This window comes from Mucilaginibacter inviolabilis, from assembly GCF_011089895.1.
Lineage (GTDB): Bacteria > Bacteroidota > Bacteroidia > Sphingobacteriales > Sphingobacteriaceae > Mucilaginibacter > Mucilaginibacter inviolabilis.
Window position 1 is genome coordinate 1,628,589 of sequence record NZ_JAANAT010000001.1, and the last position, 18,958, is coordinate 1,647,546.

The window sequence follows — 18,958 nt, forward strand, 5'->3', positions numbered from 1 at the left end:
CCTTTACAAATGCTAATATGGAAGGCATAAGCCGGGGACCTTTTGACAGATATAAAAGGAATCGGTTCCTGGATTAATGATCCGTATGCCTAACCAGCCTGACATTGGCTAAAAACGCTCCCGCACCATCGAAATCGTAACGCGTTGCCTTCAGCAGTTCCTTCTGCAGTACAGGCGGCAGATAGACTCCCCATTTAGCGTTCACCATCCCCCCGGGATTGGCGGCAATAGCCTCCGTAAGATAGGCATCGACCTGTGCTAAATTGGCGAGCGCAGCTGTTAGAGTACTTTCAACGGTTTTAAAATCACAGCTGAAGTGGAACGTACTATCCTCTTCCACCAGGGTAGTAACAAAACCCGGCTTCATCTGCTGCAAAACGAAGGCTATAGCGCGGTTAACACCAGATCCCTGGAAAGTATAAACTATACAGCTACCGCCTTTCTCCGTAACCGGCCGGTCATACTTTAGGTCCTCTATGGCATATTTGCCGAACATTTTCCGGTATTCGGCTAATACATCTGCTGCGCTCTTATCCAGCTCACTCCAGGCAGATCCGGTCATCAGTAATTCCAGCATGCGCTCCCTGACCCGGACGTTGACATCCATACCACCACCGGAAAATTTGGGTTTCTTACCATCCTTAGCCGGTATTACCGTGATCTTTTTGGATTTCTCATCGATATCGACGACCTTCCAGATCCGGGCCGCCAGGAATATATTCTCATCAACAACGATGATCGATGTTAAAGGAATTTCGCCGATGGGTCTATCGGCGTGAACGACTTTATAATTGGGGTCGGTTTTAAACACCGCGTAGAAATCACGTGCATTGACCATTCGCTCGCCTTCCACCCCGATGATCAGTTCCCCGCCGATAAGTTCCAAAAGATCCAATTGCAACAGGTGTTTCACGATTGCGGTGACAGCCGCTGGTTTGATTTCGGCAAAGGCGTAATTGACGGACATTCGTTCCTGCAATGCCTCGAACGAGCAGCCGCTCAGTTGTTTTACGGTCGATAAGATCTGGTGGAGTAAAATATCGTAAGCATATTGATTGTTACCTATTGGCTCAACGAATTTTTCGCGGTAAAGGGAAAAGCAGGCCAGTGACTGGATCAGGCTCCAGGGTTCCGTTGCGTAAAACAATAACATGCTGGTCGTCCCATCCTTCCTGCCGCTCCTGCCGACCCGCTGGATTAATGAAGCAATGGAGTTGGTAGCATCGACCTGGACAACTTTATCCACCGAGCCTATATCAATACCCAGCTCTAAGGTAGAAGTGCAGGAGATCGCAAATGGATAGCGCTGGTTACTCTTTGCAAACTCCTCCACGTATTCTCTTACTTCCCTATCAACAGAAGAATGATGTGAAAAGTAGTTATGATGACCGCCGACACGGTCTGAAATTTTGTTTAGTTTGACTGCGATCTCTTCCGCTCTGCCCCTGCTGTTGGGAAAAATCAGCACCTTATTGTCCTTGGTATTGCTATAAAGATCTTTGAGCAGGTCAAGTGGCAGTTCGGCACCTTCATCCGGAAAATACTTAAACTCGGCATCTATCTCTTTGCCGGTCGGATCACGTAACACCGCAGTATTGGCGGCATTGCCGGTCATCTGTTTGACTGCGGCATGGTCGCCTATTGTTGCGGATAGCCCGACTACTTTATATTGGCATTTAGCGGTAAGGGGCAGCCTGCTGAGCAATGATTGTAACTGTACACCCCTATCTGTTCCGAGAAACGAGTGGATCTCATCAATCACCACATAATCCAATGTGCCGAACAGGTGAGGAATATGTTGCGGCGCATTACAAAACATGGCTTCCAAAGATTCGGGTGTGATCAGCAACACACCTTCCGGATCGCGGATCAATTTCTCTTTCAATGACCGCTTTGCCTCGCCGTGCCATTTAGTTACCGGCACATCAAGGTATTCGCAAAGTTCTTCTATGCGGGTGAATTGGTCGTTGATGAGCGCGATCAGCGGTGAAATGTAAAGCACTTTCACCCCCGGCGTTTTAAAACTGACCCGGGACAGAATGGGCAAAAATGCCGCTTCGGTTTTACCGGAAGCCGTGCGGGATTCCAGGATATAATTACGGTCGTCCGCTAAAATGTGTTGGATTGCTGCCGCCTGGATGGAACGCAGGGATTCCCAGCCTTTGTTGTGGATATAGCGCCTGATCGGTTCTGCCAGCAATTCGACCATACTATAATTCTTCTATATCCTCCAATAATAGATCTTTTGGCCGTTCATCTTTCACCTGAAGGCTGGCAAACATTTTTTTCTTGTCGGCCTCCGGGTGCTGGCGGAGTAAACTCAGAATACCTAAAAAATCACGAATTACTTCGCGGGGTAATAAAAACTCAGCGGCGCCTGGTTTATTATAGAGCTCTTCCATGAACAAGCGGATCTCTTCATCCGACAAGGCCACCTGGACAGAATAATTGACATTGAATATTTCCCGCAACATTTGGAGCAAAACAAAGACCTGGTTAAAATCCAGCGGCCGCAGCTTGATCACCGGCTGGGCGAAATCACGGTAGGCTGAGCTTTCAAAGCGGTTGGTTTCCAGCCGGGAGCGCAGCGCGCGATAACTAAAAAACCCGCGGCGCTCGTTTTCCAGCACCTCATTCGTCCCGGCAAAATTGATGAATAAATTGCCGACCTTCCCCTGGAAACAATCGTTGTAGATCATCAATATCTTTTCGTAGTTTTTTTCACGCATCGCGGCCGTACCGATCTTGTATAAATTGATCGCCTCATCCAGGTTGATCATAAAGCCGCTATAACCCATGCTTACAAAAAACTTGCAAAAGTTCTTCAGCATATCATAATAATTCAGGTCGTCGATGATCTCGCGAACACCCAGGTCTTGCCGCGCCTCGGTTTTGGTAGTATATTCCCCTTTGAGCCAGCGCAAAGCATTAAGCCGCAGCCGGTCATCCTGGCGGACATAGCCTTCATAATATTTCAGCACCACGAGTCCGAAGTCAAATCCGCCGACCTCGCTGATTTCCCGGACCGCTTTGGTGATATTCGCCTGCACCAACGGCAAATGTTCCTCCTCCCGGATCAGATGTAAGGGAACATTATTTTCGGTGGCCGTTTTTGTCAATACTTGTTCTATCCATTTTTCCAGCAAAGTGGGCAAAGCGCCGCCTTCTGGTTTGGTTTGAATAGATATATTATCCATGATCGCCTTGTATAGCGACCTTCCCTTACCATCATTGGCATACAGCCGGTTATCCGGCGTAAAGTCAGCGCCGGCGACCACGAACTTAGCTTTTAAGGCTACTGTGTTCAGGACATGCATCATAAATGATTTACCCGACCCAAAATCACCGATCCAGAATTTAACCATGCTATGGCCGTTCTTGACATCTTCCAGCGCTTGTACGAAAGCGTCAACTTCGGCTTTACGGCCAACTACAATATGTTGCACTCCTACCTTGGGCACTACACCACTAGATAGCGAGTTGATGATCGCGGTAGCTTCTTTTGGTTTTAGGTTGTTAATCATTCAGCGTATATTTTTTTAAAGTAATCAGGGTCAATCGTGTATTCGTCTTCGCTTTCTTCAATAAGTACGTCATCCAACAAATCAATGCAAGCTTCGTTAATGCTTTCAATCAATTGATTTTTGAATGCACCATGCTGCTGGGCAAACTGGCTAACGGATCCAACCGAGAGCGTAAAATCATTTGATCGAAATAAATCCAATAAAGTTTGTTGCAAAACATTCAGCTCTGTTGTCACCAGCGTGTCGGCTGGCGCTGCGATTGCTACCACGGTCATACTTTCTTCTTCCAGGGCCGCTTCAGGTTCGTCTTCTTCATTCAAATATTTATTCAAAACGCTAATTGTGCCTGACAGCTCTTGACCCGCCATTTTAATGGCGCTGTTATCCAGTGTGATTGTTTTGCGTTTAGGTTCATAAAAGCCAGCAACCTTTTTAAGTGATTGTTTAATGTCCTTGAAAACAATCAACTCGTCTACAATCGCCTGAAATTCCGCTTGTTGTTCCGGTGTTTTGAATAACTGCTTTTGGTTGGTTTTATTCAATGGTTTGTTATCGATGCGCGCTGACTTTTGATCAAACTTGACGTAATACAAATACATGCCCAGCGCTTCAATTTTATCGATTGGTGCCATCAATTTAGCAGCTTCGAAATAAATGTTTTCTACCGACGGATTTTTCTTATTCAGCTTGGCCAGGGAGTGAATTTCTTTAACAATGGTTTTTGCATCCCGGTTAGTATCGCTCATCGTACGCTCAAACTGGTGTTTCCACCGGGTCGAATTTTTTTGATTAAGTTCTATTTCCGTGATTTCATCTGGTGCTGGCATGCTTGGAAGGAGTTCAACAATGACTTCGTCAAGCACGGGCTCGATATAGCGTTTGAACAATTCTAAAGCTTCCGGGCTCCGGGCATTGAATGCAGGAGAAATGCTCCGGCCGCTTGCCCAGGCTTCACGCAATGCACTTTCTGCTTTTTTGTAAACGGTGTAGTAAAGGTCCGCTTCAGTAGCTTCTTTTACCTGGCTATGGTCATAATAACCCCATTGGTTAGGTTGGTGCAGGGAAAATTTATAGGCCGCATTTTTAATATCTTCCAGCCTTTGTTGCAGTCCAATAGGTTCATTGGCAAAACGCCGAACCATTTTTTTAATGATGGTCAGATAAAGCTTGATTACGGCGATAGAACATCCTTCAATGCCATTGAAGGCATTGGTATAATGGATAAATTTATTCAGCCATATAACTTCCTGCGGACTTAAATTTAATTTTGATTTGTATTTACTGCCGAGTTTATAGTCATCCGGGTTATAACCTTGATAAACGTGGTTTGTGGTACTCGTGAAGTTGGTCGGCGTTGTAAAACCAACTGAAATATCCAAATTAAGCTTTATATCTCCGGGTACAATGTCGATCACGTTAGTTGTCTGATCTTCTTTCAGTGGTTCAAAAGGTGCGGCATCGATCACGACAGGTTTTTCAGGAAGGTCGGCAGGACTTTGGACAGACAGCGCAATTTTTGCGGCCGCTACTGACGCGACAATTTCACTGATCTCAATAGGCGCAGAAGTAGGTGTTACTTCAACAATAGTCTCGTTCCCTTTCGATGGTTCAAATCGTGTCGTATCCGGACTTGGCGGCGGGGTAATAATGATCGGGTCAACCTTTGCTTCCACAGGAGCTTTTTTAGCGGGTTTGTTTTGAGCAGGCTGAACTGGCAGGCGGACATCCGTTTGCTGTTGAAGACGGCCAATCTGTAGCAACAGGTTGGCGAAATTATCGGCCGCGCCTTTTTTTGAAGTAGAGATTACTACGTTTAAGCCCGTATTTGACGAAAAACAATAGTCGGAATAAGCGCAGATCGACAATTGCTTGTTATTAGCAAATCTACGGTCAGGGCCACCTTTTTTATTCATATGTTGCCAGGTGCGATCTACTGCCTGCGCATCTCTGGGAACTATTTCATTTTCAATAAATCGGCCGGTCTGGGCGGTAATTTTTAAATTTTTATAAAAAACTGCGGTGTAGCTTTTATCGCGCTTGATCAGAAGACGTTCGGGCAAAAAGAATAATTCAGAGTTTTGCAGCTGAATAGCAGGAATTTGAACGTTCGTTTTGAAAAACTCTAGTGGGGTTTTGTGACCGTTGATGAAATGAATGTTATAGCGATGAATCAGATTGGCGGCACCGCCACTGCTCTTTAAATTTAAATTAGCTTGTGTGCCGGTATGCTGCCATATTTTCGCAGCACCCGCAAACTCACTGAAAAACTTTTTAAAATTCTCATAGAGGGGTCTCAAGTTTTCATCTATTTCGTAAAAAATGGCGATTTCCATTTGTCGACGGTCTATTTTACGGAGCCAGGCGATTAGAAAAATAAAAAACAAGATGCCGCCTGCACAATGGTATGGAAGCTGCGCATTGGACAAATAGGTGCTGTTCTCTATTACCGCGTCCGTATGATGGTGTCTGATGGTGGAGAAAGCTCCGTTGACATAGCCCACGGAATCGTGTAAAGCAATTTTCAACCATTTACCATTAGTGCTGTCTAATAAAGGAAAAGTTTCCCCATACCTGGCTGACCTGAGGATTGACGATTTAGCGTTAGGTAAATGCCGGATGTTCAATCCATCGTAATTTGTAATCTCGACTTTTGTGCTATCTGTCCCCGGTTGTTCGACGATTTGGCGGGTGTTAAACGAATTGTAAAACAGCAGGATCGTAAAAATTATCAGCGGATAAACTCCAAACCAGGTAACGTGGGATAATTGCTTTGATTTTAGGTTAAGGTCCTGTATAAACTTTTCGCTATCTGATTTTTTTAGCTGGTGATCTTTCGCAGACCGCTCTGAATAATAGGTTCCTTGCGCGGCAAGCGTTACAAATATACCCGGTTTGTCGACTGTTTCTCCTATGGAGTTATCTCTGAAACCTGATAAATTATGATTACTCCGATCCATGCAAAATTTTAAAGTTGAGGTTTTCTAAGTTAGAAAATATCATGAAGCAAACATAACTGTCTTTGAAAATATTTAACCGCGTACTTATTTGCGGCAGGCGCGTGAATGCTTACCTAATTCACCAGATAAATTTGGAGTATTTGGTAAATGAACAAGATACGATTATATTAGTACCAACCTTATTACAAAATAATGAACTTTGTAACCATCGACTTTGAAACTGCTACCTCGGACCGTAGCACGCCTTGTGAAATCGGTCTGACCTTTGTGGAAAACAACCAAATAGTAAAAACCCTTTCTTGGCTAATTAAACCGCACTGCTATCCAAATTTTGATTTTTTCAATGTACTCATACACGGAATTACGCCGGCTATGGTGGCGGATCAGCTTGAATTTAATGAATTATGGCTAGAGATACTACCGTTGATTGAAGGTAAATTTTTATTTGCGCACAATGCCGGTTTCGATTTTAGCGTTTTGCGAAAAACACTCGATGCATACGATCTTCCCTATCCGAACGTGGTTTATGCCTGCAGTTATATTATGGCAAAAAATATCTGGCCAGGTTTGTCATCATACAATTTGAAATCACTATGTAATGAACGCCAGATAACTTTTGATCATCACCGGGCTGGTGCCGATGCCAAAGCAACAGCTGAATTGATTTTGATAGCTTTGGCAGAAAGGGAAATCACCCACATTGACGACTTTAAAATCAAAAGCCGGATGGCTATAGGGAATTTATCATCCACAGGTTATCATCCTTGTCAAACGATCAGGACTTATACAAAGCCGGATTTTCGAGCTGTCGCTGCTGATACTTCTCATCATGACCGCGACTGTTTGTTTTACGAACGTAATGTTGTCTTTACAGGTAAGCTTTCCTCGATGGAAAGATCCGCTGCTCAAAAGATCGTCATTTCAATTGGCGGCCGGATAACGGATGGTGTTACGCGGGATACCGATTACCTGGTAGTTGGGTTTCAGGATTATCGTTATGTCGGAGAGGATGGAATGAGTTCGAAGCAGAAGAAAGCCATTGCCATGGTTAATTCGGGCGCTAATTTGGAAATATTATCCGAAGACGACTTTTTAAGAAACATCGACGGTAAATGGAACTCAATTAAAGTTACGGTGGAAACGATTTAACTTAGTAAGCTCAGTATCTACCGGGCTTATCGCTTAAGGTGTTTGAGATAAAGAAGCCGAAATCCTGTCAAAATCATCCTTTAAATGCATCAACAAAATCAGCACAGCCTGCTTTAATATCCCTTGATTTTTTTCAAAAATCCAGTTATAGGAAACCAATCCCTTCAACTGTGTCTCATAAACCTCTTTATCGTAAGGGCTAAGTTGATAAGTGCTTAACATCGCCAAAGTGGAATCTTCCAGATCACCACGATGCGCTATCCTATCGCGAAGCGGTTTAATCTTTTGAAATGCATCATCAAAATAGTCCAAGTATAAATAGAGTTTTTGCGCCTGAACATCGGAATTTTTTCTAACGCGTTTTTCCAAACCTGGTGACTGTGTGTGCCCCATTCGATAAACAACATTTACTAAATTAAGTGTGATATCTTTAAGCTTCGGCAACCTGAAGAAATAGTTCTCCCACATAAATTTGATATAATCCCCACGGTCCACCCGCGTCATCTTAAAGGATTTCACTTTTGGATGCGCAAATTCGATCAGTTTGATCGTCATATCGATATCCCAAAAACTTTGCGATAGATCATACAACACGTCGTTCACCGACTTCATATATAGGGCGTATTCGCTGGTCTTTTCATGCTTATTCAGTAACATCGCGGTTGTGACCTTTTGTACCTCCTGGCCCAGCGGTGTCGAAAATAAGGATTGCGAGTTCCACTCTATAGAGTCATCTATATCATCCTTCATTCGTGTCATACAAGCACGGGTTGCTGACCATAACCAATAATGCTTATCCTGCTCACCCCGCCTGGCTGGGGACTTACCCGAATCTGTGTACCGATACGCTCTTTTAACGCCTCAACATGCGAAATAACACCGATCGATTTACCTTTTGCCTGAAGACTCTCTAAAGCGCCGATAGCAATATCAAGTGTTTCGGGGTCCAAGGTACCAAACCCCTCGTCGATAAATAGGGAGTTAATTTGAACCTTATGGCTGGCTAAATCAGAAAGCCCCAACGCAAGCGCCAGGCTGACTAAAAAACTCTCTCCACCGGATAAACTATTCATTGGTCGCTCAACATCAGCCTGATAACCGTCTACAATCAGTAATTCAAGGTCAGCCAGCTCACTTTTACGGATGGTATAACGCGACGTCAGTTTTTGCAGGTGCAGATTGGCCAAATCTGTTAGCCGGGTCAAAGTTAACCCTTGGGCGAAACGGCTAAATTTTCTACCATCTGCCGAACCAATTAAATTGTTCAAACTGCTCCATCGCGCAAATTCCTTAGTCTGCTTTTCTATCTGTATCGTGATTGCAGCATATTTCTGACGCGTCACGATGTCATCCGCTAAAATCTGCTTTAATTTACCTATTTCCTGATTCAATTGGGCAAGTAACGAATCGGAAACCCCTATCGCCTCATTCAAAACCTCAATTGATTCTGTCGTCAGCTGTTTTGCATTTTCAGTTTTAATTTCGTTTTCTCCTCTGTCAATAGACTCTTGAAGCGACGTTATAGTAGATTCCAATTCCTTCTTCAAATTTCTGATCTCAGCGGCGAACTCTTCAATCATGAATAACGATCGCAAAGTTTCCACGTCGGCGATTTCTTTTTTGATCAAGGCCTGCGAAAGCTTGCGCCTCAGTGCAACGAACTGCGTCGAAACAGACAACTGCCGTTGTGTTTCCTGGGTAATCCTGTCAGCAGTCTGTTCAAATTGCTGTTTTTTTGTTTGATAATTTTCCTGCATCAAATCTTTTTGCTTTCGTTGCCGATCAATTAAATCTTGCAAACTGTTACGCTCCATTACTGGATTGCGCTCACCGAACAAATCTTGGCGTTCTTTGCGCTGATTGCTCCAGTGGGATTTCTCCGCCTGCAACTTAATCATCGCACTATCCAATTCTTTCTTACGGATAATCAATGTTTTATCTATATTCTGTATTTCTGCTAATAATCCTGACAAAGTAACCTCGCAACTTTGTTTTTCACGAAGGGAGCTAACATAGGCAGCAGCGCGGTTTATTAATAGCTGATCATACTGTGCATCTTCCAAAGATATACCCAGTGGCTCCAGCAGTGCCTTGATCGCTTTAATTGTCTCATCCCGTGTGATCTGTTGACTATCTATTGCCATCTCCAAGTCGTTCACTTTTTCAATGGCAGCTTTAACGCGTTCGGCAATAACAGACGTATTATTCTGTGCGGCTTTTAAATCCTGACCTTCGGATGCCCATTCATCGCGGGCAATCTGAAGGTCTTTTGAAAGTTTTTGTACATGATCCATTTGCTTTATCAATGCGCGCAAGACTTGATTTTTTGAAGTCATCGCCTCGTTGATTGAGCTAGAAGATATGATCGTAAAATCTCCCTTATTCCCGGAAACTTGACCAAATTCATTTTTCAAATCGCTCAGAGTCACATCAAGAATTTCGTACTGATTTCTTTTCTCGTTCAAAGTGGTATTAAGGCCATTGATCAACAAGCTTTGTTCATGGGATTTTGCTGAAAGTCTTTTAACAAGCTGATCCTGTTCGTTAAATTTTTGTTCAGTTGCATTCAACTCTCGCCCCGGCTGTTCTGCCGCGTAAGGATGATCCAAAGATCCACACAGAGGACAAGGATCCCCCGCAATCAATTCACCTCTATCCTTTTCGTAGTTTACTATTCGCTGTTGCAAAATGACCAATGCGTTCAAATCATTCAGGTGTTCAACTGCCGATTTTTGCTGCTCAGTGATATCATTAAAAGCTGTGTTTTGCGTTCCAATCTCTTTTTCCAATTTCGCTACAACTGAAGCCAGGGAAGCTTTTTCATTCAAAGCCTTATCGTATCTTAGAGAGATGGCATAAAGCTGTTCATAGGTTTTAACTTCAGCTGGTAAATTTACCAGTTCCTTTGTAATTTGATCAATAGTTTTTCCGCCCAACGCATCTTCGACCGACCGCGTAATTTTTACGATTAAATCTGCCTTTTCATTAAGCCGATCGTTTAGTACCCCTATACGTAAACTGTTTTCATAAACTTCATTTTCAGTAGACAGAAGCGTTTTTTGTACCTCATTTTTTTGCGTAAGCGTTAAGTTAGTTTGTTGTTCCAGGTTTCTTAACTGCAAACGGTGTTGCTTTATCAATGCAATGGTCGGTTCCAGATTTTTGTCCTGGTCATGTTCTGCCAGCCAGTTAATTAAACGTTCTGATTTAGCTTGCGCTTGTTCGGCGCCGGCCCGCGCTGCTTCCTTATCGTCCACGAGTTTACTGACCTTCAGTGCGGCATCGTCAAACATAACCTGTAACTGGTCCACTTGCGATTTCGAATGTTGAATCGCAGTATCTAAATGCATGACCTTTTCAAATAGTGGAAATTGGACTTGATAGGTCGACTCTGATACTTGCAGTATTTCCGCAGCGTTATTTAGTTGAGATAAGGCCTCTTTTGAAGCTGACTCAAATGCAGGCAGCGCTAGTATCAACTCCGTTAATCTGGCGTCAATATCTTCCAGTTGTTGGCCGACCGTGTCCATTTCTACCAGTTGTGGTCGAAAAGTGACGGCCAAGTCGTGCTGATTTAACCGCTCAAACTCATTGGTATTTTCGCTGTAACGATCTTGCGCTGCGCTCAATTGACGACGTCGGTCCTCGACTGCCAGGCGTAACTTTTCCAGTGACACCAACCAGTCCAATTGTGCGCGAATCGCCGACTGAGCTTTTTTCTCGGCTTTTTCGGATTTGTCAAGTTCGTTTAAATGAACCTTGTGACTTTGTAATTCATCATCGGTCAGTATTGTAGTATCGTCAAGTTTATCAATTAAACTATCGAGCAACTCCCTTTCTGTTTTCTGCCTATTATATACATATCGGGACAAATCAGCATAGATAATTGTATCCGTTATCTTTTCCAGCAATTCACTACGTTCACTTTCACTGGATTTTAAAAACTTCGTAAAATCCCCCTGGCACAAAATTACTGAACGTAAAAACTGATTATAATCAAGGCCGCATAGCTCAACTATCTTATTCTTAGTAGAAGTCGGGGTATGACCTCCAATAAACAGACCCGTTTCTACTTCGGATAGTTCCATCTTTTCCGGCTGCAGGTTCCCGTTTGCATTCAATCTGCTCCGTTTCCGGGACCATTTGGAACGATAAGCTTTATTATTCACTTCAAATTCTACCTCCGCAAAACTCTCCCCGGTATGTCGTGACATCGTTTCCTCCTCTTTATCATGGCGGTGGACTTTGGCATATAAGGCTAAGGTAATCGCATCCAGGATGGTAGTTTTTCCCGACCCGGTCGGCCCGGTAATAGCAAAGAGACCACTTTCATTGATTGGAGCCACATCGAACCGGATCTCATGCGAACCGGTCAACGAATTAAGATTCAAAAATTTCACCCCAAGAATTTTCATGATCCTCCCTCCTGCTGATGTAATGCCTCCAATGCCTCTTTGAAAGTCGAGAGCATTTCCTCGGGTACAGGGCTGCCATACACCGACTCATATTTTTTTCCAAACACGGCTTCCGGAGTTAAGTCATTGAGCGCTAATGCTTCCACTTTTGAGTCCGTATTGTTCCTTCTGATCAATTGTTGCCGCGAAAAAAAATGCCCGATAAAAGGTTTGCTCAATTTAAGCTTAGCCAGTTGTTCTGATAGATCAGGAAGAAAGGCATCGGTTTCTATTTTGAGCTCTACCCATGCCGGGTATTTCAACCCGGCATCTTCCAATAAACTGATCTGGCTTTTGACGCTACTCATACTTCCTGATATCCTGATCAGGCTGCGACTGGGCGGGATTGGAACTTCTTTAACTTCCACCACACCTTTACGAAACTCGACTGCAATAACTTGCTTTTTGTGATTATATTCGGAGAAGTCCAGAGCAATCGGGGAACCTGAATATCGAATATGCTCAGCCCCGTTTACCTTTTGAGGTTTGTGCAGGTGGCCCAGGGCGATATAGTTGAATTCCATGGGGAACTGGTCGCCGGCCACCTGCCCCAAATTCCCTACATGAATATCCTTTTCCGAACCTGAAGCAGCTCCACCGGCCGCAAATAAATGACCGGTTGCGATTACCGGAATATCTTTTTCTTTGTGTAATGCAATATGTTCAACCAAATTATGGTAATGATCCATGATCCCCATTTTAATACGCATTTCCCGTTCTTCAGCGGTTTCGCCTGATATGGATAACCTAATATCTTTGTCTCGTAAAAATGGTACCGCACAAACGATCAGACCAATCTCACCATCTGAATTTTTGATAGGGATAACTTGTTCAGCAGGATGCTCCGGTACGCCGCCTACAATATGTACATTAAAATATTTCAGTAAGGTTTTCGGTGCATTTAATGTACTGATCGAATCGTGGTTGCCACCAATGATGACCACATCCCGGCAGCAAGTATCTTTGACTTGACGTAAAAAACGATAATATTGTTCCAGTGCCGAATTGGAAGGAGAACCGGAGTCAAAGATATCACCCGCAACGATGAGCACCTCAATTTTTTCAGCATTCAGTATGCCTATCAGCCAATCCAGAAAATCCTGATGTTCTTCTGTTCTTTCGAACTGTTCCAGGCGCTTCCCCAAGTGCCAGTCCGCAGTATGTAATACCCTCATGCGGTCATCATCATATTATAGTGCTCCAAATGCTCAGTATGTTCAAATACCTTTTTGAAAACCTCCAAATAGCGGTCTGTCATATCACCCGCATGCTCGACAAATAAATCATCCGGAATGCTGTGCGAGCCATCATTAATCCAGCTTAGCAGTGACCGGCAGATCGCTTTATCTTCATTAATTTCAAATTTATCAAGCAACTTATCGTTCATCCCGCTGCCCAGCAGGCTGAAGTAATTTTCTATAATCCGCCGCATCGTATTTTGCAGGGTCACCGCAGAATTTTGTTCTTTATTTTTTAATTCGTGCCAAAGCAATTCATAAGAATTTTTTATCGGGTTATGTTCCCCATAACATTGCACATTCGTCACTTGGTTATTTTTACGAAGCATCCAGAAAACAATTTCTTTTGATGCGCTACCCCGGTCAACAAAAGACACCTCTTTGTGAAAGTAAACATTGTGGGTTAACAAAATCAACTGCTTTATACTTCCCCTGTCCGCCTTGATCTGTTTAATGATCTCTTTAAGTAAAGAACTTACGATAAACAAAACGTTACTATCCAGACTACTGATCGGGTCATCGATCACTAAAATCCGGTCTTCTGTAATATTGGATTCTGTGCTGCCCCCCCTCGTCAATTGAAGGAAGTACAAAAAAGTTATAAAAGTGATCTCCCCTTCACTCAAGGTAGCATCTGCAATATCACCATTCTCTCTTTGGATTTGGTATTTGTTGGCCTCAGCCTGGTAAGGAACAATTAAAAAATTATGAAAGCCAAAGTTTTGCAAAGTCCGGTTGATCTCATCAATAGACGGCTGTACACTGGTCACATTTTTACTACGCTCCTTGATATCTTTATCGAGTTCTTTGTATTTTCTTTCCGCTTCGGTTATCCCATCAGTAATACCTTTGATAGCTTTTTGAATGATTTCCCGACTATTAACAAAATTGTCGATCAGTGTCTTGTGCTTATCGGTAAGGAACCGCCACACGTTTTTAATCAGCGTCTGTCGTTCTTTACTAAAGTTGGCCACGATCTCGTTATGGGCGTTGATTTCTGTATTGGCCGTGGTGATCAGCGCGCAAAGCTCTTCAAGCTGTTTTTTAACACTTTCCAGTTTAATGCTACGACTGGGTTCTTTTCCTTTGTTTTCAAGCAAGATGCCATTAGCGGTCAGCTGGCTTGAAAAAGTTTTCAAATACGCCGAAAATTTTTCTTTGTCGAGTTTTGAACTTTTATTAGTCTTTTCCCCGTTTTCGATTTGCTGAAGGAAATTCAAACAATTCTTCGTAAGCAAAATATATTCTTCTGCAAGCCTTTTAATATTCGCCGTATCCTCGATAAAGGACGCATCAAAATAGTCCTCCAATTGTTCGATAAACGTTTTCGTAATCGTACTTTGCTGACAGAAAGGGCACGTTTGATTATCCGGTTCGATAAACTTTCTACCCTCGTTCACCCAATCATTCAAATTCAACCTTTGTATCAATTTGGCAATATCTACATCCGCTTTGCCCAATATTTTTTTTGCCCATAAATCATCTTTTTCGATTTCTAATATGCGCGAAAAGCTTGGTATTGAAAGTCTGGCCAACGTTTCCGGCGCTGATCCAAAAATGGTTTTTGCTTTCGCCGCAAGCGTTTCGTAATCCAAAAGTGCAGACTTATTACCGGTGAATTCCTCGATCAGTTTGTTTTTGAAATTCTCTTTTATTTTAAAACCGACAAATGCGTCACTAAAGACATTTTCATAAGCTTTGTAAACCTCAACCCAAGCTATGTCACGAAATGAATTGTCCTTTTCCTGCAAATCCTCAGTTTTCTTTTGCAAGGTATCTTTACGTTTGGCAACATCTTCTTTAAGCGATTTGCGTTGTTCGATCTTCTCCTCGATTAACCTCTGCTCTTCTTTCGTGGCCTGCCCAATAGTAAATACACCATCTATTTTCCCTTTTCCAAAATTTTTATCCCTAAAATCCTTATTGTATACCAGGGCGCTCAATTTTACATTGTTCTTCCAGGTAACTGTACACTTGTTAAATATCGGATCTTCAGAGTTTGCGACCAGCTTGGTCAGGGTTGTTTTCCCACTGCCGTTAACACCATAGATAAAATTGATTTTTTTAAGGTTGTCGAACAGCACACCTGCTTGGTTATAAGTGGCAACGTTCATTAATTGGATTCGGTTTATCATTGAATAAAGGTAAGGTTTATAAGTACCTCAAATATAGGTGTTAAAATACTTATACCGATAAATAATATATAATAATAAACTACCGGTGGTAGGGTTCATCCTCTGAACACTTCTCTCCTGCGCCATCCCCATAGTGAAACGTCGTGCCATCCAGCGCGACTATCCGGCAAAATTTTCCTCTGTCCCTCAAAGCGATTCAAACTGTACACATGCTCTGCTTTTTCACGAATCTGTGATGAAATTAGCCGCTTTCCGTCAGTTCTGATAAAGTAATCAAGAAAACTGGCTTATGGGGAGCCTTGCTAAACTTCTTAGGGGGCCCTCTTCAGGTCCAATAGGTTCGATAAATATCCAGCGGGTCAGCCATAGATAACATATCGTAAAGCCAGGCATCCGGTACCATTGCGTCAATATTCTTTTTCCAGGCCCAGCTCCTGACCCTCGTAACGTGCTTTCAAGGGGTCCATATCTATTTTCACCTTTTTATCAGTGACCCGTGCATATAATTGCGTTGATTTGATACTCTTGTGCCCCAGCATTTGCCCTACCGTCTCAATAGGAACGCCATTTGTCAGCGTAACCGTCGTAGCGAAGGTATGTCTGGCGATATGATAGGTCAATTTCTTATTGATATGCACCGCCTTCGCGATCTCTTTTAAATAGGCATTCGCTTTTTGATTGCTGATCGGCGGGAATAACTTACCCACAGGCGTCCTCGGATCATCCTGGTAAAATTTGATCAGTTTCAAAGCCGGGGGCAAAAGCGGAATACGCACCCGGTTGTTGTTTTTTGAACGATGGCTTTGTAGCCACTGCTCGCCATCTTCCCCGGTAAAAACATCGTCCAGCTGCAACTTGACCGTATCGATATAAGCCAAACCCGTATAACAACTAAAAACAAACAAGTCCCGGACTGTAGCCAGGCGTTTCAGCTTAAAGGTTTTCGAACACATGCGGCTGAGTTCTTCGCTTGTCAAATAATCCCGGTAAACTTCGTCCACTTTCATTTTCAACGCAATAAAAGGATCATGGCTTAACCAGCCCAGATTCATTGCCAGTCTGACCACTGACCTTACCCGGCGAACGGTTGATGCGACAGTATTGTTCTGCATCGTATAGTTGGTTCGCAGGAAAGCCTCGTATTCCCGAATAAACTTGAAATCCAGCTCGTCAAGCCTCAAGTCCTCCACGTCATAGTTTCGCTTCATATAGCGTTTCAAGATTTCGTAAGTCCGCTTATACTTCCGCAAAGTGCTTATGGTATAATTTATTCCAACCAGAGAATCGATAAAATTAATCTGGTAAGTAAAAATGTCGGAGAGCTTTCGGACGGGGAATAGCTCTTCACCCTGCATCAATTTACGGATATGGGTTGCGGTAAAGCCTTACCGGTCGCATAAAGCTCCTGCCTGCTTTCGTGGCATCGGCCAGCCATGGTATCCAGCCAACTGTTGACCGATCTGGCCCGCTCCCGGGTGCCTTTCATACGTTGAACACTCCCATCCCACTCCTCTTTCAAACAGCTGCATTGCGTCGAAAAATCCTCCCGGTGCCCATTGACGGTCACCCGGATATAAATATGGGCCTCTGGCTTGCCTGGCGATTTAGAGGGCTTCAGGAAGAAGTTGACGCTGAAAGTTTGTTTTTGCGCGCGGCCGGGCGCTTCAATGGTCTTTTTTTTTCAGGGCCTTCCAGCATTTTGTCTATATCCTCCTGTTTATAAAAGTAAATCCCGCCGATCTTTGAAAACGGTAAAGCGCCATTCACACGCAAGTTTTGAATGGTCGCGCCGGATATCTTTAACAACTTTTTTAAATCTTCATTCTTAAGCCACTTATCATTGCCCGCCTTTCCTCCAGCTAAAGGTCCGAGCAATTCGAATAATTCCTTCTTGAAATTTTCCAGGTCTTTTTTGGTAATGAGTTCGTCCGGTGTCATGGTACACTAAAATAATCCCGGATAAACTTTGAAGTGGTAGGTTGTGAATTTAATTTTTATTTACTGCTCATCTTCAGCTTCTTCACCCATATAATCATCATCAGGTTCATACTGCGGCAAATATTTCCGTGCATAAGCCACCCAGTCATTTTCTTTAAGCCATTGTTTGTTTTCATCTTTTTCCCACCAGCGTTTTTGCGGAGTGACCATGATTTTTCTTTCCGGAAGGTTTAGCCGCTTATTATTAGGATTTTCCCAGGCCCCGCTTATCTTAGCAACGGCATCGGCAAGGAACACTTCATCGCCGGTCTTCGGCTCTTTCAATGTCTTGTACTTCAAGTAAAAATTTCCAACATGTTGTTCCTCAGCATTTTCATCAAAAAAAGTCTTCGGCTCAATATACCGCATAGCAGGTCCGTAATGGACAGGCGTAAGTAGGCCATTTTTATCAGGTTCGTAATAAAACACATACCCCAGGTACATACTATGCAGATAAAGTTCATAACGTCTTGGTCTGAAAACGGCTTTTTCCAGGGGTCTTGTTAACGGTACCACCCAAAGAACATGGATGTTTTTTTTGGCGTAAAACGTGGTTTTCTTCCTGATATAACTTGGCGAATAAGGACTCAACTGGACTTCGACCGCTACCGCCGGGAAAGCTTTGTTCCTTTCCCCAAAATAGCCGGCAATATCCGGTATGAATGTACCCAGCGACTCATCCACAATTTTAACTTCAGTCTTCCAGTTGCCTAAGGGGAAGCGTTCTTTTAAAATGCCAAATAGCTCATCGCGGACCCCATGGTGAAAAGCCGTGTCCTTATTTTGCCCGGTCGGCGTGACCAGCGCCTTATGTGCGAAATGGTCTTCTTTATCACTGCACTTTCTAACGATCGCTTCGGACAAACACGCTCTGCAATAAAACGGCCCGTCTGATTTTCTGACATACCCGGCATTGACCAAGGTTTTCAAGTCGGCTAAAAGCGCCACACCGCCAACAAGGCCAAAACACCGGGATTCATATGCGTCGGTCTTCTTCGGTCGGGAGGATTTTTCTTCTTCGTTATCTGTAGTCATTGTGATAAAATTTGGCACATCAAGATAAGCAATAAAGCCCCTTCTGTTCAAAGGGGCAGTCAATAATTTTTCAAGAAAATAAAACCACTGATCAACCAGTGTTGCAGGCGGACGCACAAAACGCGCAGCCGTTTGACTGGCGGTAATGCTTTTTAGCTTCCGTCACTGCCGTGGCGCAGCCATTGTGGTAACCCAGGTAGGTGGTGCTTTTGGCTAAAGAAAGCCAGTAGCATCCGTCTTTGTGAACCTCGTGGTCGCCATTGCTTTGCGCATGGTCATTGACATAATACTTGTCCATTACTTCTCCTTTCTGACACCTTTAAATGGCGTCCCATCTTGTTTAACATCCATAAAACGCCCGCTGTTAGCATCGCGCTTTACCCATTGTTCAGTCGAGGGATTAAAAACCTGACTGCGTTCTCTGACGGCACCGTTGCGGTGACCGTCTCCTTTTGGTGGATTAGTGGCCATAGAATTAACTTTTTATAC

The 18,958-nt window shown here is 43.5% G+C and carries 14 protein-coding genes; 1 reads left to right on the plus strand and 13 read right to left on the minus strand.

What is annotated here, in order from left to right:
- Positions 1-73: 73 nt before the first annotated feature.
- Genes G7092_RS06625 through G7092_RS06635 form a run of 3 tightly spaced genes read right to left on the minus strand, consistent with a single transcriptional unit; the run spans position 74 to position 6,481 of the window.
- On the minus strand, positions 74-2,209 hold the full coding sequence (locus G7092_RS06625; RefSeq protein ID WP_166087429.1) for a DEAD/DEAH box helicase: 2,136 nt from the start codon (positions 2,207-2,209) through the stop codon (positions 74-76).
- Between the two features lies 1 nt (position 2,210).
- Entirely contained in the window at positions 2,211-3,524 is a 1,314-nt protein-coding gene (locus G7092_RS06630) for an ATP-binding protein (RefSeq protein WP_166087431.1), read from the minus strand.
- Positions 3,521-6,481 carry a tellurite resistance TerB C-terminal domain-containing protein gene (locus G7092_RS06635; protein ID WP_166087433.1) on the minus strand — a complete coding sequence of 987 codons (2,961 nt, stop codon included), beginning with the start codon at positions 6,479-6,481 and terminating at the stop codon, positions 3,521-3,523. The genes G7092_RS06630 and G7092_RS06635 overlap by 4 nt, the downstream gene beginning before the upstream one ends.
- 192 nt (positions 6,482-6,673) lie before the next feature.
- Here G7092_RS06635 and G7092_RS06640 point away from each other — a divergent pair, with 192 nt between their 5' ends.
- Complete coding sequence (locus G7092_RS06640) at positions 6,674-7,630, plus strand: exonuclease domain-containing protein (protein ID WP_166087436.1); 957 nt, start codon at positions 6,674-6,676, stop codon at positions 7,628-7,630.
- 33 nt (positions 7,631-7,663) lie between these two features.
- On the opposite strand, the gene G7092_RS06645 is transcribed toward G7092_RS06640, so the two are convergent.
- From G7092_RS06645 to G7092_RS06690, 10 genes are all read right to left on the minus strand, one after another.
- Positions 7,664-8,380, minus strand: a complete 717-nt coding sequence (locus G7092_RS06645; protein WP_166087439.1) for a Cthe_2314 family HEPN domain-containing protein — start codon at positions 8,378-8,380, stop codon at positions 7,664-7,666.
- Between the two features lie 5 nt (positions 8,381-8,385).
- Positions 8,386-12,045, minus strand: coding sequence for an SbcC/MukB-like Walker B domain-containing protein (locus G7092_RS06650; protein WP_166087441.1), 3,660 nt, complete (start codon positions 12,043-12,045; stop codon positions 8,386-8,388).
- On the minus strand, positions 12,042-13,259 hold the full coding sequence (locus tag G7092_RS06655) for an exonuclease SbcCD subunit D C-terminal domain-containing protein (RefSeq protein WP_166087443.1): 1,218 nt from the start codon (positions 13,257-13,259) through the stop codon (positions 12,042-12,044). Before G7092_RS06655 ends, G7092_RS06650 begins: the two co-directional genes overlap by 4 nt.
- Entirely contained in the window at positions 13,256-15,436 is a 2,181-nt protein-coding gene (locus G7092_RS06660) for an AAA family ATPase (RefSeq protein ID WP_166087445.1), read from the minus strand. Before G7092_RS06660 ends, G7092_RS06655 begins: the two co-directional genes overlap by 4 nt.
- A gap of 428 nt (positions 15,437-15,864) precedes the next feature.
- A complete protein-coding gene (locus G7092_RS06665) occupies positions 15,865-16,812 on the minus strand; it encodes a site-specific integrase (RefSeq protein ID WP_235953792.1) in 948 nt (315 codons plus the stop codon).
- The gene (locus G7092_RS06670) at positions 16,812-17,126 is read right to left on the minus strand and encodes an Arm DNA-binding domain-containing protein (protein WP_317170000.1); all 315 of its coding nucleotides are present in this window, start codon (positions 17,124-17,126) and stop codon (positions 16,812-16,814) included. The genes G7092_RS06665 and G7092_RS06670 overlap by 1 nt, the downstream gene beginning before the upstream one ends.
- Positions 17,072-17,395, minus strand: coding sequence for a helix-turn-helix domain-containing protein (locus G7092_RS06675; RefSeq protein WP_166087451.1), 324 nt, complete (start codon positions 17,393-17,395; stop codon positions 17,072-17,074). Before G7092_RS06675 ends, G7092_RS06670 begins: the two co-directional genes overlap by 55 nt.
- Before the next feature lie 60 nt (positions 17,396-17,455).
- The gene (locus G7092_RS06680) at positions 17,456-18,469 is read right to left on the minus strand and encodes a competence protein CoiA family protein (protein WP_166087453.1); all 1,014 of its coding nucleotides are present in this window, start codon (positions 18,467-18,469) and stop codon (positions 17,456-17,458) included.
- A 91-nt stretch (positions 18,470-18,560) separates the two neighbouring features.
- On the minus strand, positions 18,561-18,767 hold the full coding sequence (locus G7092_RS06685) for a hypothetical protein (protein ID WP_166087456.1): 207 nt from the start codon (positions 18,765-18,767) through the stop codon (positions 18,561-18,563).
- Positions 18,767-18,940, minus strand: coding sequence for a hypothetical protein (locus G7092_RS06690; RefSeq protein ID WP_166087458.1), 174 nt, complete (start codon positions 18,938-18,940; stop codon positions 18,767-18,769). The genes G7092_RS06685 and G7092_RS06690 overlap by 1 nt, the downstream gene beginning before the upstream one ends.
- Between the last annotated feature and the right edge of the window lie 18 nt (positions 18,941-18,958).